The sequence below is a fragment of the Pluralibacter gergoviae ATCC 33028 = NBRC 105706 genome (genome assembly GCF_001598855.1).
GTDB lineage: Bacteria > Pseudomonadota > Gammaproteobacteria > Enterobacterales > Enterobacteriaceae > Pluralibacter > Pluralibacter gergoviae.
The window spans coordinates 31,444-47,522 of record NZ_BCZS01000018.1; the positions used below are offsets into that span (position 1 = coordinate 31,444).

Here is a 16,079-nt window from a genome sequence, read left to right on the forward strand (position 1 = left end):
TCTACTGACGGAATAACATAGCAAATGTTTTTTATAGAAATGTCGATGTGAGCCTAAAGCTGCGAAAATAGGCCTAAAAGATGAGGGGTTATATTGCTGCAACGAAAAGATGACAGGCCCCGGAGGGCCTGCTTTCAGAGGCCGGGACGGACGCCCAGCGTGTGGCAAATGGCATAGCTCATTTCAGCGCGGTTCAGGGTATAGAAGTGGAAATCTTTTACCCCTTCGCGGCTGAGGATCTTAACCATATCCATCGCAATGTTGGCGCCGACCATCTTGCGGGTTTCAGGATCGTCGTCCAGCCCGTCGAACATTTTCGCCATCCACGCCGGAATGCGCACGTTGGTCATATCGGCAAACTTCTTCGCCTGCTTAAAGTTCGACACCGGCAGGATGCCGGGGATGATCTCAACGTCGATGCCGGTAGAGGCGCAGCGATCGCGAAAGCGTAGATAGCTCTCAACGTCGAAAAAGAACTGGGTGATCGCCCGGTTGGCGCCCGCTTCCACTTTTTTACGCAGGTTCAGCAGATCGGCCTGCGCGCTTTTGGCTTCCGGGTGCACTTCCGGATAGGCGGCAACGGAAATATCAAAATCGCCGACCTCTTTCAGCAGCGCCACCAGGTCCGCAGCGTACATCTCCGGCCTGCCGCTGCCCGGCGGCAGGTCGCCGCGCAGGGCGACGATATGGCGAATACCGTTGTTCCAGTAATCGCTGGCAATCGCCTTCAGCTCATCGCGGGTGGCGTCGATGCAGGTCAGGTGCGGCGCCGCTTCAAGGCCGGTTCGCTCTTTAATGCCTTTGATGATGCTGTGGGTGCGGTCGCGCTCGCCGGAGTTGGCGCCGTAGGTGACAGAGACAAACTTCGGCTTCAGGCTGCTCAGCCGATCGATAGAGGCCCACAGGGTCTGCTCCATTTCACTGCTGCGCGGTGGGAAGAATTCAAAGGAAACATTAATCTGCCCCTGCACTTCCGCCAGGCTCTGGTTCAGGGCTTCCTGGTGGCTGGCGTGAAAAAAGCTCATACCTTACCTCTATTTGTCGCTGCGTTGATTTGTTGTTTTGCGAACTTCTATACGTTTAGACGTCCAGATGTAAAAATGAACGAAAAGCGCCCCGGCGTCAACAGAAAAAACGGCAGAAAAGGTGAGGAGTATTCAGGGAAGGTGAAAGTCCTGCATGATGAGGGCCAGCGCTGCCTGACATCCTCACGCTCTCCGGCAGGGAGAGCGTGAGGGGTTGCGGGATCTACAGCAGCTGCGCCAGGCGGTTAATGTCTGACTGAATCGCCCCGGCGGTGACGTCGCGCCCGGCGCCCGGGCCGCGGATCACCAGCGGGTTATCGCGATACCAGCGGCTCTCGATGGCAAAGACGTTATCGCACGGCAGCAGCGCCGCCAGCGGGTGCTCGGGGCGGACGGCCTCAACGCCGACGCGCGCCTTGCCGTTGGCGTCGAAGCGCGCCACGTAGCGCAGCACCAGCCCCAGCTCCTGCGCGGCTTCGAGGCGCTGAACCATCTGATCGTTCAGTTCATCGCAGTTCTCGAAGAAGTGGTCAACGGACTCCTCCTCGCAGTGCGGCGGCACCAGCGACTCAACGCGCACCTGATCCGGCTCGATGTCGTAGCCCGCTTCGCGGGCGAGGATCACCAGCTTGCGCATCACATCCTTGCCGGAGAGATCCACCCGCGGATCGGGTTCGGTCAGCCCCTGCTGCCAGGCCTGATCCACCAGCTCGGTAAACGGCACCGTGCCGTCGAACTGCAGGAACAGCCAGGAGAGGGTGCCGGAGAAAATGCCGCTGATGGCCAGAATGCTGTCGCCGCTGTCGCGCAGATCGCGCACGGTGTAATTCACCGGCAGGCCCGCGCCGACGGTGGCGTTATACAGCCAGTGGCGGCCGGTCTTCTCAAAGGCGTTGTGGATCTGCCGGTACTTATCGCTGTTGCTGGCCCCGGCCAGCTTGTTGGCGCTGATGACGTGGAATCCGTGGCTGGCGAAATCCAGATACTGATCGGCCAGTTGCTCGCTGGCGGTGACGTCCAGCACCACCAAATCATCATACGGGTGGGCGCGCATCCACAGGAACAGCGATTCCTCGTCCTGCTCGACGGCTTCATCGTTAAAGAACGCCAGCGCGCGGCTGGCATCCAGCCCGTCGTAGCTCAGCAGGCTGCGGCGGCTGTCCACGACGCCCGCCAGCACAAACTCAAAGCCGGTGCGGGCGGAGAGCTGGCTCTGCTCGCGGGCAAACAGCTCCAGCCAGCGGGAACCGATATTGCCTTTGCCAAACAGCACCAGGCCGATACGCTTTTCGGCGCGGAACAGGGACTGGTGCAGGCCCTGGATCAGGCTTTCGGTCGGGCCGGTGCGCAGCACCGCCACCAGGCCGATGCCGTCCTCAGACTGCCAGGTAAACTCCACCGGCTGCCCCTTCATCTGCTGCCAGAAGCGGTGGCAGTGCAGCGGGTTGCGGGTCACGCCCGCGCCGACCATCGCCACCAGCGCCAGCCCCTGACGCAGGCGCAGCTCGCCGGGAAGGCCCGCTTCGTCCAGCAGCTTGAGGGCGCTGTCGGCCACCTCGCTGGTGTAGCAGAACTGCAGCAGGTGGCGGTCATTGTGCACGCCCACCGCCAGCGGGCGGATCTGCCCGCGCTTGAGGATCAGGTCTATCTCTTTATGGGCCAGCTTAAAGTCCTGCCCGGCGGGCACCTGGAACTCAATCAGGCAAACGTCGTCATGGCTGGTGACAATTCGCGCGCCGGTGCCGGAGGCCAGCACGCGCTCGATGCGGGTTGAGCCCTGATCCGGCGTATAGCTGCAGCGCAGCTGCAGGTCGATGTCGCTGCCGGAGACCGGCTGCAGGGTGCGGGCGTGCAGCACCGGCGCGGCGAGGCGCGCCAGTTCGCTGGCTTCGTCGAGGCGCAGCAGCGGCAGCAGGCAGGCGTCTTTCACTTTGCGCGGATCGGCGCTGTAAACCCCCGCCACGTCGCTCCAGATGGTGACGCGGGAGACGCCCGCCAGGGCGCCAATCTGGGTGGCCGAATAGTCGGAGCCGTTGCGGCCGAGCAGCACCGTCTCGCCGGCGCCGTTGCGGCTGATAAAGCCGGTCACCACCAGCCGCTTGTGCGGATGCTGGGCCAGCAGCTGCTGGAGCAGCGGGAAGGAGAGCCCTTCATCCACCTGCGGCTGCGCGGCGCGCTCGGCGCGCAGGAAGTCGCGGGCGTCAAGCCAGGCGGCGTCCAGCCCCTGCTGCTGCAGCACGGCCGCCATCAGCCTCGCGGACCAGATTTCACCGTGGCCGACCACCTCGGCGTAAACGGCATCGGTAACGCCGCCGTCAAGCAGCGCCGCCAGGCGCTCCAGGTCGTGAATAAACTGCGTAATCAGGCCGTCGGCTATCTCTGCCGGCAGCAGGCCAGTCACCAGCTCTGTCTGATAGCGGCGCAGGGACTGCTGCACCTGATGGGCGGAGAGCCGGTCGCTCTGGCTGAGCTTCAGCCAGCCGATCAGCTGGTTGGTGGTGCTGCCCGCGGCGGACACTACCATCAGGTCATCAGCCTGCGAGTGCTCGGCCATAATGCCGGCCACGCGCAGGTAACACTTCACGTCCGCAAGGCTGCTGCCGCCAAACTTATGCAGCTGGCGACCCTTCGCCCCTGCCTGCGCTATCACACTCATGCTTACCTCTCTTTTGCTGCCCGGAACCCATTTTCCAGGTCGGCAATTAAATCTTCACTGTCTTCAATACCGGTCGAAATACGCAGCAGGGTCTCAGAGATCCCGGCCGCCGCGCGCGCCTCCGGCGCCATGCCCGCGTGGGTCATGGTCGCGGCGTGGGAGATAAGACTCTCAACGCCGCCGAGCGATTCGGCCAGAGTGAACAGCGACAGCCCGCCGAGGAACCGGCGCAGCGTCTCTTCATCGCCGTCCAGTTCAAAGCTGAGCATCGCGCCAAACCCTTTCTGCTGCCGGGCGGCTATCTCGTGGCCCTGATTTTCCGGCAGGGAAGGATGATACAGCTTTTTCACCAGCGGTTGCTGCCGGAGATAGTCAACAATTGCGCTGGCGTTGCGCTGGGCAGCCTCCATGCGCGGCGACAGCGTGCGTAAACCGCGCAGCAGCAGGTAGCTGTCGAAGGCGCTGCCGGTGACGCCGATATTATTTGCCCACCACGCCAGCTCGGTAACGGTATCGGCGTCTTTGGCGATCACCACGCCCGCCACCACGTCAGAGTGGCCGTTGAGGTACTTGGTGCAGGAGTGCAGCACCAGATCGGCCCCCAGCGCCAGCGGATTTTGCAGGGCCGGGCTGAGGAAGGTGTTATCCACCACGCTGACCGCGCCGGCTTCGCGGGCCAGGCGGCAAATTTTCGCGATATCCACCACCCGCAGCAGCGGGTTGCTCGGGCTTTCCACCAGCACCAGCTTCGGTTTCTCCGCCAGCGCCGCCTTCAGCGCCTGCTCATCGCCCTGATCAACGAACAGCACCCGGTAACAGCCGCGCTTCGCAAGGCTATCGAACAGGCGATAGCTGCCGCCGTAGCAGTCGTGCGGGGCCACCAGCAAATCACCGGGATTCAGGTACACTGTAGTGACCAGATGGATGGCCGACATGCCGGTATTGGTCAGCACTGCGCCAGCGCCGCCCTCCAGTTCGGCCAGCGCGCGCTGGACCACGTCGCGGGTCGGGTTGCCGCGGCGGGAGTAATCGTGAGCGCGCGGCTCATTGAAGCCGGTGAAATTATAGGTGCTGGAGAGATGAATCGGCGGGACAACGCAGCCGTACTGCTCGTCGTCATTTAATCCGCTGCGTACTGCGATAGTGGCTGGTTTACGCGTCATGGTGGTTCATTCCTGGGCTGAGCAATGAAAAACAGACCACAGAGTAACCATTGCCATAATAGACGTCAATACATCTGGACATCTAAACTTCTTTGCGTATAGATTGAGCTACAGCACAATAGCCGTTAAAATTATAGGCATTGCGCACGTTCGCCGCACGCAGGCAGATGTCACGGCCTCCCCGCTACGGTAAACTGTGTGAAATTATTGGCCCGAACGCGGGTTCGGCCTTCATATTAATGACGAGAGGATAAGGTATCTCATGGCTGAATGGAGCGGCGAATATATCAGCCCCTACGCTGAGCACGGTAAGAAGAGTGAGCAGGTTAAAAAAATTACGGTGTCCATTCCTCTGAAGGTGTTAAAGATCCTCACCGATGAACGCACGCGCCGTCAGGTCAATAACCTGCGCCACGCCACCAACAGCGAGCTGCTGTGCGAAGCGTTCCTGCATGCATTTACTGGCCAGCCGTTGCCGAATGATGTCGACCTGCGTAAAGAGCGCAGTGATGAAATTCCGGAAGAGGCAAAAGTGATTATGCGTGAGCTGGGCATTGACCCGGATACGTGGGAGTACTGACAGACGGGTACAAAAAAGGCGCCGCTGGCGCCTTTTTTTCGGGAAACTTATTTTTTGCTGCCCGGTACGCTGAAGCGCTTGTTGAAGCGGTCAACGCGGCCACCGGTCGCAACGTCACGCTGCTTGCCAGTGTAGAACGGGTGGCATTTTGCGCACACGTCCAGGTTCAGATCGTGACCAACGGTGGAGTTGATTTTGATCACGTTACCGCAAGAGCAGCTTGCAGTGATTTCTTCGTATTTCGGGTGAATACCTTGTTTCATGGGAGAACCTCAATTAAGGCCGCGTCGCTCTTCCAGCCCTGACGCCAGACACCACGCGATGTTGAATAATAGATCTCTGATGCCGGATGCACCAAAGGCGGCGAATCATACAGAATTTGGGCAGCTAATGCAAACTGATCCGCACCTCTGCTCTGAGTAATGTGTATACTGATGCGCCACTTTTCAAGTCAGGAAGATCCGATGCCCGTTGTCCACGTTGCCCTGCCCGTTCCGCTGGCCCGTACCTTTGACTATCTGCTGCCCGACGGCGGCCGCGTCGAAGCCGGCTGCCGCGTGCGCGTGCCGTTCGGCAAGCAGCAGGAGCGCGTGGGGATCGTGGTGGCGGTCAGCGAAGAGAGCGAACTGCCGCGCGGCGAGCTGAAAAGCGTCGCCGAGGTGCTCGATACGGAACCGGTCTATACGCCGTCGGTGTGGAAGCTGCTGCTGTGGGCGGCGGAGTACTACCATCATCCTATCGGCGACGTGCTGTTCCACGCCCTGCCCATTATGCTGCGCCAGGGCAAGCCCGCCAGCGCCGCGCCGCTGTGGTACTGGTTTGCCACCGAGCAGGGGCTGGCCGTCGACCTCAACGCCCTGAAGCGCTCGCCAAAGCAGCAGCAGGCGCTTGCCGCCCTGCGCCAGGGCAAAATCTGGCGCCACCAGGTGGCGGAGCTGGAGTTCAACGACGCGGCCCTGCAGGGGCTGCGCAAAAAAGGCTACTGCGAACTGGCAAGCGAAGCGCCTGCCGTGGCCGACTGGCGGCAGGACTATGCCGTCAGCGGCGAACGCCTGCGCCTCAATACCGAGCAGGCCACCGCCGTGGGCGCTATCCACAGCGCAATGGGCAGCTTCTCGGCCTGGCTGCTGGCGGGCGTCACCGGCTCCGGCAAGACCGAAGTCTATCTCAGCGTGCTGGAGAACGTGCTGGCCCAGGGCAAGCAGGCGCTGGTGATGGTGCCGGAAATCGGCCTGACGCCGCAGACCATCGCCCGCTTTCGCGAGCGCTTTAACGCCCCGGTAGAAGTCCTGCACTCCGCACTCAACGACGGCGAGCGGCTCGCCGCCTGGCTGAAGGCAAAAAGCGGCGAGGCGGCTATCGTGATCGGCACCCGCTCATCGCTGTTTACGCCCTTTAAAAACCTCGGCGTCATCGTTATCGACGAAGAGCACGACAGCTCCTACAAGCAGCAGGAGGGCTGGCGCTATCACGCCCGGGATCTCGCCGTCTGGCGCGCCCACAACGAGCAGATCCCGATTATCCTCGGTTCAGCCACCCCGGCGCTGGAAACGCTGCACAACGTGCGCCAGCGCAAGTACCGCCAGTTGAAGCTGACTAAGCGCGCGGGCAGCGCCCGGCCGGCCAATCAGCACGTGCTGGATCTCAAGAATCAGCAGCTGCAGGCCGGGCTGTCGCCGGCCCTCATCAGCCGTATGCGCCAGCATCTGCAGGCGGACAATCAGGTGATCCTGTTCCTCAACCGCCGCGGCTACGCCCCGGCGCTGCTCTGCCACGACTGCGGGTGGATTGCCGAATGTCCGCGCTGCGACAGCTACTACACGCTGCACCAGGCCCAGCGCCACCTGCGCTGCCACCACTGCGACAGCCAGCGGCCTATTCCGCGCCAGTGCCCCTCCTGCGGTTCGACGCACCTGGTGCCGGTGGGCCTCGGCACCGAACAGCTGGAAGAGGCGCTGCAGCCGCTGTTTCCCGGCGTGCCTGTTTCCCGCGTCGACCGCGACACTACCAGCCGCAAAGGTGCCCTCGAACAGTATCTGGCGGAGGTGCACCGCGGCGGGGCGCGGATCCTTATCGGCACCCAGATGCTGGCGAAAGGCCACCACTTTCCCGACGTCACGCTGGTGGCGCTGCTCGACGTTGACGGCGCGCTCTTCTCAGCCGACTTCCGCTCGGCGGAGCGCTTTGCCCAGCTTTACACCCAGGTTTCCGGCCGCGCCGGCCGCGCCGGCAAGCAGGGGGAGGTGATTTTGCAAACTCACCATCCTGAACACCCTCTATTGCAAACGCTGCTGCATCAGGGCTACGACGCCTTTGCCCAGCAGGCGCTGGCGGAGCGCCAGACCCTGCAGCTGCCGCCCTGGACCAGCCACGTACTGATCCGCGCCGAGGACCACGACAACCAGCAGGCGCCGCTGTTTTTGCAGCAGCTGCGCAACCTGCTGCAGGCGAGCCCGCTGGCCGACGATAAGCTCTGGCTGCTCGGCCCGGTGCCGGCCCTGGCGCCAAAGCGCGGCGGCCGCTGGCGCTGGCAAATCGTCCTCCAGCACCCTTCACGCCTGCGTCTTGCCCATATCGTCAGCGGCACGCTGGCGCTGATTAATACGCTGCCCGCGTCACGAAAAGTGAAGTGGGTACTGGACGTCGATCCGATAGAGGGGTAAGCGCAAGCCTGCGAACTGGATCGTAAAATTTAACATCCATCACAGTTTTTATGAAAATTCTGTAACTCCCCGCACAAACAATCTGATACAAAAAGAGCGTGTGGTCGGAGACAGTGGACGCCTCTGGGCCGGTCAGCGAGGAGAAGCCAGGTGAAGTGCAAAAAGCAGGTTGTCGCAGCAACCATGAAGGATGTAGCCCAGAAAGCGAATGTCTCAACGGCAACCGTTTCCCGGGCGCTGATGAACCCCGAGAAAGTCTCTCAGAGTACCCGCAGTAAAGTGGAACAGGCGGCGCTGGACGTAGGCTATTTGCCGCAGTCGATGGGCCGGAACCTCAAGCGCAACGAATCGCGTACCCTGCTGGTGATTGTTCCCGATATCTGCGATCCCTTCTTTAGCGAAATTATTCGCGGCGTGGAAATCACTGCCGCAGAGCACGGCTACCTGGTACTGATTGGCGACTGCGCCCATCAGAATCAGCAGGAAAAAACCTTTATCGACCTGATCATCACCAAGCAGATTGACGGTATGCTGCTGCTGGGTTCCCGCCTGCCGTTCGACGCCGGCGTTGAAGAGCAGCGCAATCTGCCGCCGATGGTGATGGCGAACGAATTTGCGCCGGAGCTGGAGCTGCCGACGGTACATATCGACAATCTCACCGCCGCCTTTAACGCCGTTAACTATCTGCACGAACTGGGTCACCAGCGCATCGGCTGTATCGCCGGGCCGGAAGAGATGCCGCTGTGCCACTACCGCCTGCAGGGTTACGTTCAGGCCCTGCGCCGCAGCGGTATTACGGTCGATCCGCACTATATCGCCCGCGGCAACTTTACCTTTGAAGCCGGCGCCAGCGCGATGGCGCAGCTGCTGGACCTGCCTCAGCCGCCCACCGCCGTTTTCTGCCACAGCGATATTATGGCGCTGGGCGCCCTGTCGCTGGCCAAGCGCCGGGGAGTGAAGGTGCCGGATAATCTGTCGATTATCGGCTTCGATAACATCTCCCTGACGGAGTTCTGCGATCCGCCGCTGACCACCGTGTCGCAGCCGCGCTTCGCCATTGGCCGCGAGGCGATGCTGCTGCTGCTCGATCAGTTGAACGGTCAGAGCGTCAGGAGCGGATCCCGGCTGCTGGACTGTGAGCTGATCGTCCGCGGCAGTACCGCAAAAAATAAGTCCTGACCCGGGGCGCTTTCAGACTTCATGTTCTGGTCAAAGGCCCGCCGCTTAAGTAACATGGCGGGCTGACGAACGAATAAATACAGCGAAACGACAGTGGCACAACGAGATTATGTACGCCGCAGCCAGCCGGCTCCTTCGCGGCGCAAAAAGGGTCCCTCCAGGAATACCCGTAAAAAGCAGGGCAGCCAGCTTGCGGTTTCTCCGGCAATGGTTGCTATTGCGGCCGCCGTACTGGTGGCCTTTATCGGCGGTCTGTACTTTATTACCCACCATAAAAAAGAAGAAGCCGAGGCCCTGAAAAGCCGTCAGGTGACGGGCAACGGCCTGCCGCCGAAGCCGGAAGAGCGCTGGCGCTATATCAAAGAGCTGGAGAGCCGCCAGCCCGGCGTGCGTGCGCCTACCGAACCTTCCGCCGGCGGCGAGGTGAAAAATACCGATCAGCTGACCAACGAACAGCGCCAGCTGCTGGCCCAGATGCAGGCGGATATGCGCCAGCAGCCGACGCAGCTGACGGAAGTCCCGTGGAACGAACAGACGCCGGAGCAGCGCAAGCAGACCCTGCAGCGCCAGCGCGTGGCGCAGCAGCAGGTTCAGCAACAGCAGCAAACTCAGCAGCAGTGGACGCAGAGCCAGCCGGTGCAGGCGCCGCGTTCACAGCAGCGCCCGGTTGAGCAGCCGCGTAGCGCGCAGAACCAACCGGCCCAGCAGCCGCGCAAACCGGCCAGCAATCAGCAGCCGTATCAGGATCTGCTGCAGACCCCGGCGCATACCGCCGCCAGCCAGCCGAAAGCGCAGCAGTCGGCCCCGGTGACCCGCGAGCCAGAGCCTGCTAAGCAGGCCCAGACGCAGGATGAACGCCGCTGGATGATCCAGTGCGGCTCGTTCAAAGGCGCCGAGCAGGCTGAAACCACCCGCGCGAAGCTGGCGTTTGAAGGTTTTGATTCCCACATCACCACCAATAACGGCTGGAATCGGGTAGTCATCGGTCCGGTAAAAGGCAAAGCCAGCGCCGACGCCACGCTCTCCCGCCTGAAGGCTTCCGGCCACGGAAACTGCATTCGTCTCGCCGCCGGGGGTTGAAACCCCTAAAAACCCCCCCATCTATAATTCCATTCTGCCCCGTACTCTGTGCGGGGCCTCTGTTTTAAGCTTTACACCCAGAGGGGGCTCCTCGTGACAACAATAGTAAGTGTTCGCCGTAACGGTCATGTCGTTATCGCTGGTGATGGTCAGGCAACCCTTGGCAATACCGTGATGAAAGGCAACGTCAAAAAAGTACGTCGTCTGTACAACGACAAAGTGATCGCGGGCTTCGCTGGTGGTACAGCGGACGCCTTCACGCTGTTTGAGCTGTTCGAACGGAAGCTGGAGATGCACCAGGGTCACCTGGTCAAGGCCGCCGTTGAACTTGCCAAAGACTGGCGTACCGACCGCATGCTGCGCAAGCTGGAGGCCCTGCTGGCCGTAGCCGACGAAAATGCGTCGCTGATCATCACCGGTAACGGCGATGTGGTGCAGCCGGAAAATGACCTGATTGCCATCGGCTCCGGCGGTCCCTATGCCCAGGCCGCAGCCCGTGCCCTGCTCGAAAATACCGAGATGAGCGCACGCGACATCGCTGTGAAGGCGTTGGATATTGCAGGCGATATCTGCATCTATACCAACCACAATCACACCATCGAAGAATTGACCGCCAAAGCGTAAGGATCGCCCATGTCTGAAATGACCCCACGCGAAATTGTCAGCGAACTGAACAAACACATTATCGGCCAGGACGCGGCCAAGCGCTCCGTGGCAATTGCCCTGCGCAACCGCTGGCGCCGTATGCAGCTCGACGAAGAGCTGCGCCATGAAGTCACCCCGAAAAACATTCTGATGATAGGCCCGACCGGCGTCGGTAAAACGGAAATCGCCCGCCGCCTGGCCAAGCTCGCCAATGCGCCGTTCATCAAGGTAGAAGCGACGAAGTTCACCGAAGTGGGCTATGTCGGTAAAGAAGTGGACTCTATCATCCGCGATCTGACCGATGCCGCGGTAAAAATGGTGCGCATGCAGTCCATCGATAAGAACCGCTACCGCGCGGAAGAGATGGCGGAAGAGCGTATTCTCGACGTGCTGATCCCGCCGGCAAAAAATAACTGGGGCCAGAACGAGGTTAAAGAAGAGCCGTCCGCGGCCCGCCAGGCGTTCCGTAAAAAGCTGCGCGAAGGCCAGCTGGACGATAAAGAGATTGAAATCGATCTCGCCGCAGCGCCGATGGGCGTAGAGATCATGGCACCTCCGGGCATGGAAGAGATGACCAGCCAGCTGCAGTCGATGTTCCAGAACCTCGGCGGCCAGAAGCAGAAGCCGCGCAAGCTGAAGATCAAAGACGCCATGAAGCTGCTGATTGAAGAAGAAGCGGCGAAGCTGGTGAATCCGGAAGAGCTGAAGCAGGATGCCATCGATGCCGTTGAGCAGCATGGGATCGTGTTTATCGACGAAATCGACAAAATCTGTAAGCGCGGCGGCAATTCGTCCGGCCCGGACGTTTCCCGCGAAGGCGTGCAGCGCGACCTGCTGCCGCTGGTAGAAGGCTGCACCGTCTCGACCAAACACGGGATGGTGAAGACCGACCACATTCTGTTTATCGCCTCCGGCGCGTTCCAGGTCGCCAGCCCGTCTGACCTGATCCCGGAACTGCAGGGTCGTCTGCCGATCCGCGTTGAGCTGAAGGCGCTGACGACAGAAGATTTTGAGCGTATTCTGACCGAACCGAATGCCTCCGTCACCGTGCAGTACAAAGCGCTGATGGCCACCGAAGGGGTAAACATCGAGTTCACCGAAAGTGGTATCAAGCGCATCGCCGAAGCCGCCTGGCAGGTAAACGAGACCACCGAGAACATCGGTGCCCGCCGCCTGCACACGGTACTTGAGCGCCTGATGGAGGATATCTCCTACGATGCCAGCGAACTGGGCGGTGAGTCCATTACCATCGATGCGGAATACGTAAGTAAGCACCTCGATGCGCTGGTGGCAGATGAAGATCTGAGCCGTTTTATTCTATAATCGCGGTTATTGCATTTTCATCACTGTTGGTGGGGGCTCTTTGCCCCCATTTTTATTGGCCGGAACTATGACTGAACACTCAATAAGCCGCTCTCAGGCCTGGCTGGAAAGCCTGCGTCCCAAAACATTACCGCTGGCCTTTTCTGCGATTATCGTCGGCATTGCGCTGGCCTGGTGGCAGGGCCACTTCGATCCGCTGGTCGCCGCGCTGGCGCTGGTGACCGCCGGGCTGCTGCAGATCCTCTCCAATCTGGCCAATGACTACGGCGATGCGGTGAAGGGCAGCGATAAGCCGGACCGCCTCGGCCCGCTGCGCGGGATGCAGAAGGGCGTCATCACCCAGGCAGAAATGAAGCGGGCGCTGATGATAACCGTGGGCCTTATCTGCGTTTCCGGCCTGGCACTGCTGCTGGTGGCGTATCAGAGCGTGGAGGATTTTATCGGCTTTCTGGTGCTCGGCCTGCTCGCCATTGTGGCCGCCATTACCTACACCGTCGGCACGCGCCCCTACGGCTATATCGGGCTGGGCGATATTTCGGTGCTGGTGTTCTTTGGCTGGCTGAGCGTGATCGGCAGCTGGTATCTGCAGGCGCACACTGTGGAAGCGATTATGTTTCTGCCCGCCACCGCCTGCGGCCTGCTGGCCACCGCGGTGCTGAATATAAATAATCTGCGCGATATCAACAGCGATCGCGAGAACGGAAAAAACACCCTCGCCGTGCGTCTCGGCCCGATTAACGCCCGCCGCTACCACGCCTGTCTGCTGATGGGCACCCTGGTGTGCCTGGCCCTGTTCAATCTCATCGCCGTGCACACGCCGTGGGGCTGGCTGTTCCTGCTGGCAACGCCGCTGCTCGTTAAGCAGGCGCGATTTGTTATCCGCCACCCGGATCCGGCCGATATGCGTCCGATGCTGGAGCGCACGGTCAAAGCAGCGCTTTTGACTAACCTGCTGTTTGTCATCGGCATTGTGCTCAGCCACGCGCTGGCTTAACTGACAAATATCAATTAACAATTGATGATTTTGCCAACAATGCGTTTCACACGATATACTGAAACAACTCGCGGCAACAGAAGTTAACCCTATGAAATACGATACATCCGAGCTTTGCGACATCTACCAGGAAGATGTCAATGTCGTTGAACCGCTGTTCTCCAACTTTGGCGGACGGTCGTCGTTTGGTGGACAGATCATTACGGTGAAGTGTTTCGAGGACAACGGGCTACTGTACGATATGCTCGAAGAGAACGGCCGTGGCCGCATTCTGCTGGTCGACGGCGGCGGCTCTGTGCGCCGGGCGCTGATTGACGCCGATCTCGGCAAGCTGGCGGTGCAGAACGAATGGGAAGGGATCGTGGTCTACGGCGCGGTGCGCCAGGTGGACGATCTTGAAGAGCTTGACCTGGGGATCCAGGCGCTGGCGGCCATTCCGGTGGGAGCCGCGGGCGAAGGCATCGGCGAGAGCGATGTGCGCGTTAACTTCGGCGGCGTCACCTTCTTCTCCGGCGATCATCTGTATGCCGACAATACCGGCATTATCCTCTCGGAAGACGCGCTCGATATCGAATAAACGGCTTTCATGTGAAAAGGGCCTTCTCAGTGAGAAGGCCCTTTTTGTTTTAGTAGAGCTTTTTCGCGCAGTCCATCATGTCGGTTCTGAACGGACGCTTCATGTTTTCAATGGCGTCGATGATGTCGTGATGCACCAGCTTCTCGTTCTGAATGCCGACGCAGCGGCCGCCGTAGCCTTCCAGCAGCAGTTCAATGGCGTAAGCGCCCATGCGCGAAGCCAGAATACGGTCATAAGGTACCGGCGAGCCGCCGCGCTGAATATGGCCGAGGACGGTAGCGCGGGTTTCGCGGCCGGTCTCTTTCTCGATGTAGTGCGCCAGTTCGTCCACGTCGCACATGTGCTCGGTGATCGCCACAATAGCGTGTTTCTTCCCTTTCGCGATGCCGGCTTTGATTTCAGAGACCAGATCGTCGCGGCTGAACTCGACTTCCGGTACCACCACGAACTCGCAGCCGCCAGCGATGGCCGCCGCCAGGGTCAGGTCGCCGCAGTAGCGGCCCATCACTTCAACGATGGAGATACGCTGGTGCGAGGAGGAGGTGTCGCGCAGTCGGTCGATCGCCTCTACGACGGTGCCCAGCGCGGTGAAGAAGCCGATGGTATAGTCGGTGCCTTTGATGTCGTTATCAATGGTACCCGGCAGGCCGATGCAGGGAAAACCCATCTCGGTCAGGCGCTTGGCGCCCATATAGGAACCGTCGCCGCCGATGACCACCAGCGCATCCAGGCCGCGACGCTTCATGTTTTCGATAGCCACGGCGCGGGTGTGCTCTTCGCGGAATTCCGGGAAGCGCGCGGAGCCGAGGAAGGTACCGCCGCGATTAATCATGTCAGACACGCTGTAGCGATCGAGCTGAACCATGCGATCTTCGTACAGACCGAGGTAACCATCATAGATACCAAATACCTCAAGTCCTTCCGTCAGCGCTGCGCGCACTACGCCGCGGATGGCAGCGTTCATGCCTGGCGCATCACCGCCGCTTGTCAACACACCGATTTTCTTAATCATGACTACCTCTGAACTTAGGAATACTCAAATTATTCTGTTGCCCGAAGCACTACTACCCTCACCAGGGGCGACCCACTATGAGAAATAGTATATCAAGCGCTCCGTGCTGAATTGATTCAGGTCACGCCAACTGGCGGTAATTCATACAAAAAAAGTCGACACAGCCCACACTTTTACAACGAATCTCTTACAACCGGGCCTTCGCGCCGTTCGGAAGGCACAACCGAACAGGGGTCCTGATGAATAATGACATCGGAGCCGGGAAAGCGCGCCAATATCGCCTGCTCGACCTCTTCTGCAACCCGATGGGCCTCAACCAGCGGCAGATTATCTTCCATTTCCAAATGAATCTGAATAAAGCGGGTCGGCCCTGACTGCCGCGTACGAAGGTCGTGCGCACCGCTCACGCCCGGCCAGGCGGTGACGATATCGCTGATTTCCTGACGCTCTTCGTCAGGCAGCGCGCGATCCAAAAGGGACTGTACGGCCTCGTAGCCCATTTGCAGAGCGCTGTATAGAATATAGACGCCAATCCCCAATGCAAACAGCGCATCGGCGCGGTGCCAGCCGTACCACGATAGCGCCAGCGCAATTAATATCGCGCCATTCATCATAACATCAGACTGATAGTGCAGCATGTCGGCACGTACCGCCTGGCTGCGCGTCTTACGCACGACCCAGCGCTGAAAAGTCACCAGAACCAGGGTGCTGACCAGCGCAATCACCGTCACCAGCATCCCAATGCCCGGCTGATTCATCGGCTGCGGGTTGACCAGGTGCTGCAGGCCGGTCAGGAACAGAAACAGCGCTGAGCCGGAGATAAACATGCTCTGCGCCAGCGCCGCCAGCGACTCCGCCTTACCGTGGCCGAAGGTGTGCTCATCATCGGCGGGCTGCAGCGAGTAGCGCACCACCAGCAGATTGGTCAGCGAGGCGGCAATATCCACCAGAGAATCCACCAGCGCCGCCAGAATACTGACCGAGCCGGTGTACCACCAGGCGACAATTTTTATCAGCAGCAGGACAGAGGCCATCGCCGTTGCCGCCACCGCTGCCCGGCTGACGAGGCGGCCGTAGGATTGATCCATAAATACTCCAGATGTTTACTGGGGGGTATTATAGCGGAATGTGACCGCGGGCTAAGGACGAAAAAAGGACAAAAAAAACCCCTCATCATGAGGG

Annotated in this window: 14 protein-coding genes; 8 read left to right on the forward strand and 6 right to left on the reverse strand. The window is 60.4% G+C overall.

What is annotated here, in order from left to right; all coding sequences use genetic code 11:
• Positions 1-134 precede the first annotated feature (134 nt).
• From metF to metB, 3 genes are all read right to left on the reverse strand, one after another.
• Entirely contained in the window at positions 135-1,025 is an 891-nt protein-coding gene (gene metF / locus ENGE1_RS17275; protein ID WP_043081527.1) for a methylenetetrahydrofolate reductase, read from the reverse strand.
• Positions 1,026-1,248: 223 nt separating this feature from the next.
• Complete coding sequence (locus ENGE1_RS17280) at positions 1,249-3,681, reverse strand: bifunctional aspartate kinase/homoserine dehydrogenase II (protein ID WP_048254774.1); 2,433 nt, start codon at positions 3,679-3,681, stop codon at positions 1,249-1,251.
• Positions 3,682-3,683: 2 nt separating this feature from the next.
• Positions 3,684-4,844 carry a cystathionine gamma-synthase gene (gene metB, locus ENGE1_RS17285; protein WP_043081525.1) on the reverse strand — a complete coding sequence of 387 codons (1,161 nt, stop codon included), beginning with the start codon at positions 4,842-4,844 and terminating at the stop codon, positions 3,684-3,686.
• Between the two features lie 262 nt (positions 4,845-5,106).
• Here metB and metJ point away from each other — a divergent pair, with 262 nt between their 5' ends.
• The gene (metJ, locus tag ENGE1_RS17290; RefSeq protein WP_043081524.1) at positions 5,107-5,424 is read left to right on the forward strand and encodes a met regulon transcriptional regulator MetJ; all 318 of its coding nucleotides are present in this window, start codon (positions 5,107-5,109) and stop codon (positions 5,422-5,424) included.
• Between the two features lie 47 nt (positions 5,425-5,471).
• Here the strand turns inward: metJ and rpmE are convergent, their stop codons facing one another.
• Positions 5,472-5,687: a 50S ribosomal protein L31 gene (gene rpmE, locus ENGE1_RS17295; RefSeq protein ID WP_043081523.1), complete on the reverse strand. Its 216-nt coding sequence runs from the start codon at positions 5,685-5,687 to the stop codon at positions 5,472-5,474.
• 201 nt (positions 5,688-5,888) lie between these two features.
• Here rpmE and priA point away from each other — a divergent pair, with 201 nt between their 5' ends.
• The 7 genes from priA (at position 5,889) to rraA (ending at position 13,885) form a co-directional block, all read left to right on the forward strand.
• Positions 5,889-8,087, forward strand: coding sequence for a primosomal protein N' (gene priA / locus ENGE1_RS17300; RefSeq protein ID WP_048254772.1), 2,199 nt, complete (start codon positions 5,889-5,891; stop codon positions 8,085-8,087).
• 150 nt (positions 8,088-8,237) lie between these two features.
• Positions 8,238-9,266, forward strand: a complete 1,029-nt coding sequence (cytR, locus tag ENGE1_RS17305; RefSeq protein ID WP_048254770.1) for a DNA-binding transcriptional regulator CytR — start codon at positions 8,238-8,240, stop codon at positions 9,264-9,266.
• Positions 9,267-9,359: 93 nt separating this feature from the next.
• A complete protein-coding gene (ftsN, locus tag ENGE1_RS17310; protein WP_071883293.1) occupies positions 9,360-10,346 on the forward strand; it encodes a cell division protein FtsN in 987 nt (328 codons plus the stop codon).
• A gap of 93 nt (positions 10,347-10,439) precedes the next feature.
• Entirely contained in the window at positions 10,440-10,970 is a 531-nt protein-coding gene (gene hslV / locus ENGE1_RS17315) for an ATP-dependent protease subunit HslV (protein WP_043081519.1), read from the forward strand.
• A gap of 9 nt (positions 10,971-10,979) precedes the next feature.
• A complete protein-coding gene (gene hslU, locus ENGE1_RS17320) occupies positions 10,980-12,314 on the forward strand; it encodes an HslU--HslV peptidase ATPase subunit (protein WP_043081518.1) in 1,335 nt (444 codons plus the stop codon).
• A 67-nt stretch (positions 12,315-12,381) separates the two neighbouring features.
• Positions 12,382-13,308 (forward strand): 1,4-dihydroxy-2-naphthoate polyprenyltransferase, encoded by a 927-nt coding sequence (gene menA, locus ENGE1_RS17325; protein ID WP_048254768.1) that lies wholly within the window; start codon positions 12,382-12,384, stop codon positions 13,306-13,308.
• Positions 13,309-13,399: 91 nt separating this feature from the next.
• Entirely contained in the window at positions 13,400-13,885 is a 486-nt protein-coding gene (gene rraA / locus ENGE1_RS17330) for a ribonuclease E activity regulator RraA (RefSeq protein WP_043081516.1), read from the forward strand.
• Between the two features lie 49 nt (positions 13,886-13,934).
• On the opposite strand, the gene pfkA is transcribed toward rraA, so the two are convergent.
• Positions 13,935-14,897 (reverse strand): 6-phosphofructokinase, encoded by a 963-nt coding sequence (pfkA, locus tag ENGE1_RS17335; protein WP_048254766.1) that lies wholly within the window; start codon positions 14,895-14,897, stop codon positions 13,935-13,937.
• A 173-nt stretch (positions 14,898-15,070) separates the two neighbouring features.
• The gene (fieF, locus tag ENGE1_RS17340) at positions 15,071-15,985 is read right to left on the reverse strand and encodes a CDF family cation-efflux transporter FieF (RefSeq protein WP_048273269.1); all 915 of its coding nucleotides are present in this window, start codon (positions 15,983-15,985) and stop codon (positions 15,071-15,073) included.
• Positions 15,986-16,079 lie beyond the last annotated feature (94 nt).

What these genes read in the sequence shown, in the direction of transcription:
- metF (WP_043081527.1), bottom strand. Translation starts at nt 1,025, where the DNA reads ATGAGCTTTTTTCACGCCAGCCACCAGGAAGCCCTGAACCAGAGCCTG.
- ENGE1_RS17280 (WP_048254774.1), bottom strand. Translation starts at nt 3,681, where the DNA reads ATGAGTGTGATAGCGCAGGCAGGGGCGAAGGGTCGCCAGCTGCATAAG.
- metB (WP_043081525.1), bottom strand. Translation starts at nt 4,844, where the DNA reads ATGACGCGTAAACCAGCCACTATCGCAGTACGCAGCGGATTAAATGAC.
- metJ (WP_043081524.1), top strand. Translation starts at nt 5,107, where the DNA reads ATGGCTGAATGGAGCGGCGAATATATCAGCCCCTACGCTGAGCACGGT.
- rpmE (WP_043081523.1), bottom strand. Translation starts at nt 5,687, where the DNA reads ATGAAACAAGGTATTCACCCGAAATACGAAGAAATCACTGCAAGCTGC.
- priA (WP_048254772.1), top strand. Translation starts at nt 5,889, where the DNA reads ATGCCCGTTGTCCACGTTGCCCTGCCCGTTCCGCTGGCCCGTACCTTT.
- hslU (WP_043081518.1), top strand. Translation starts at nt 10,980, where the DNA reads ATGTCTGAAATGACCCCACGCGAAATTGTCAGCGAACTGAACAAACAC.
- menA (WP_048254768.1), top strand. Translation starts at nt 12,382, where the DNA reads ATGACTGAACACTCAATAAGCCGCTCTCAGGCCTGGCTGGAAAGCCTG.
- rraA (WP_043081516.1), top strand. Translation starts at nt 13,400, where the DNA reads ATGAAATACGATACATCCGAGCTTTGCGACATCTACCAGGAAGATGTC.
- pfkA (WP_048254766.1), bottom strand. Translation starts at nt 14,897, where the DNA reads ATGATTAAGAAAATCGGTGTGTTGACAAGCGGCGGTGATGCGCCAGGC.
- fieF (WP_048273269.1), bottom strand. Translation starts at nt 15,985, where the DNA reads ATGGATCAATCCTACGGCCGCCTCGTCAGCCGGGCAGCGGTGGCGGCA.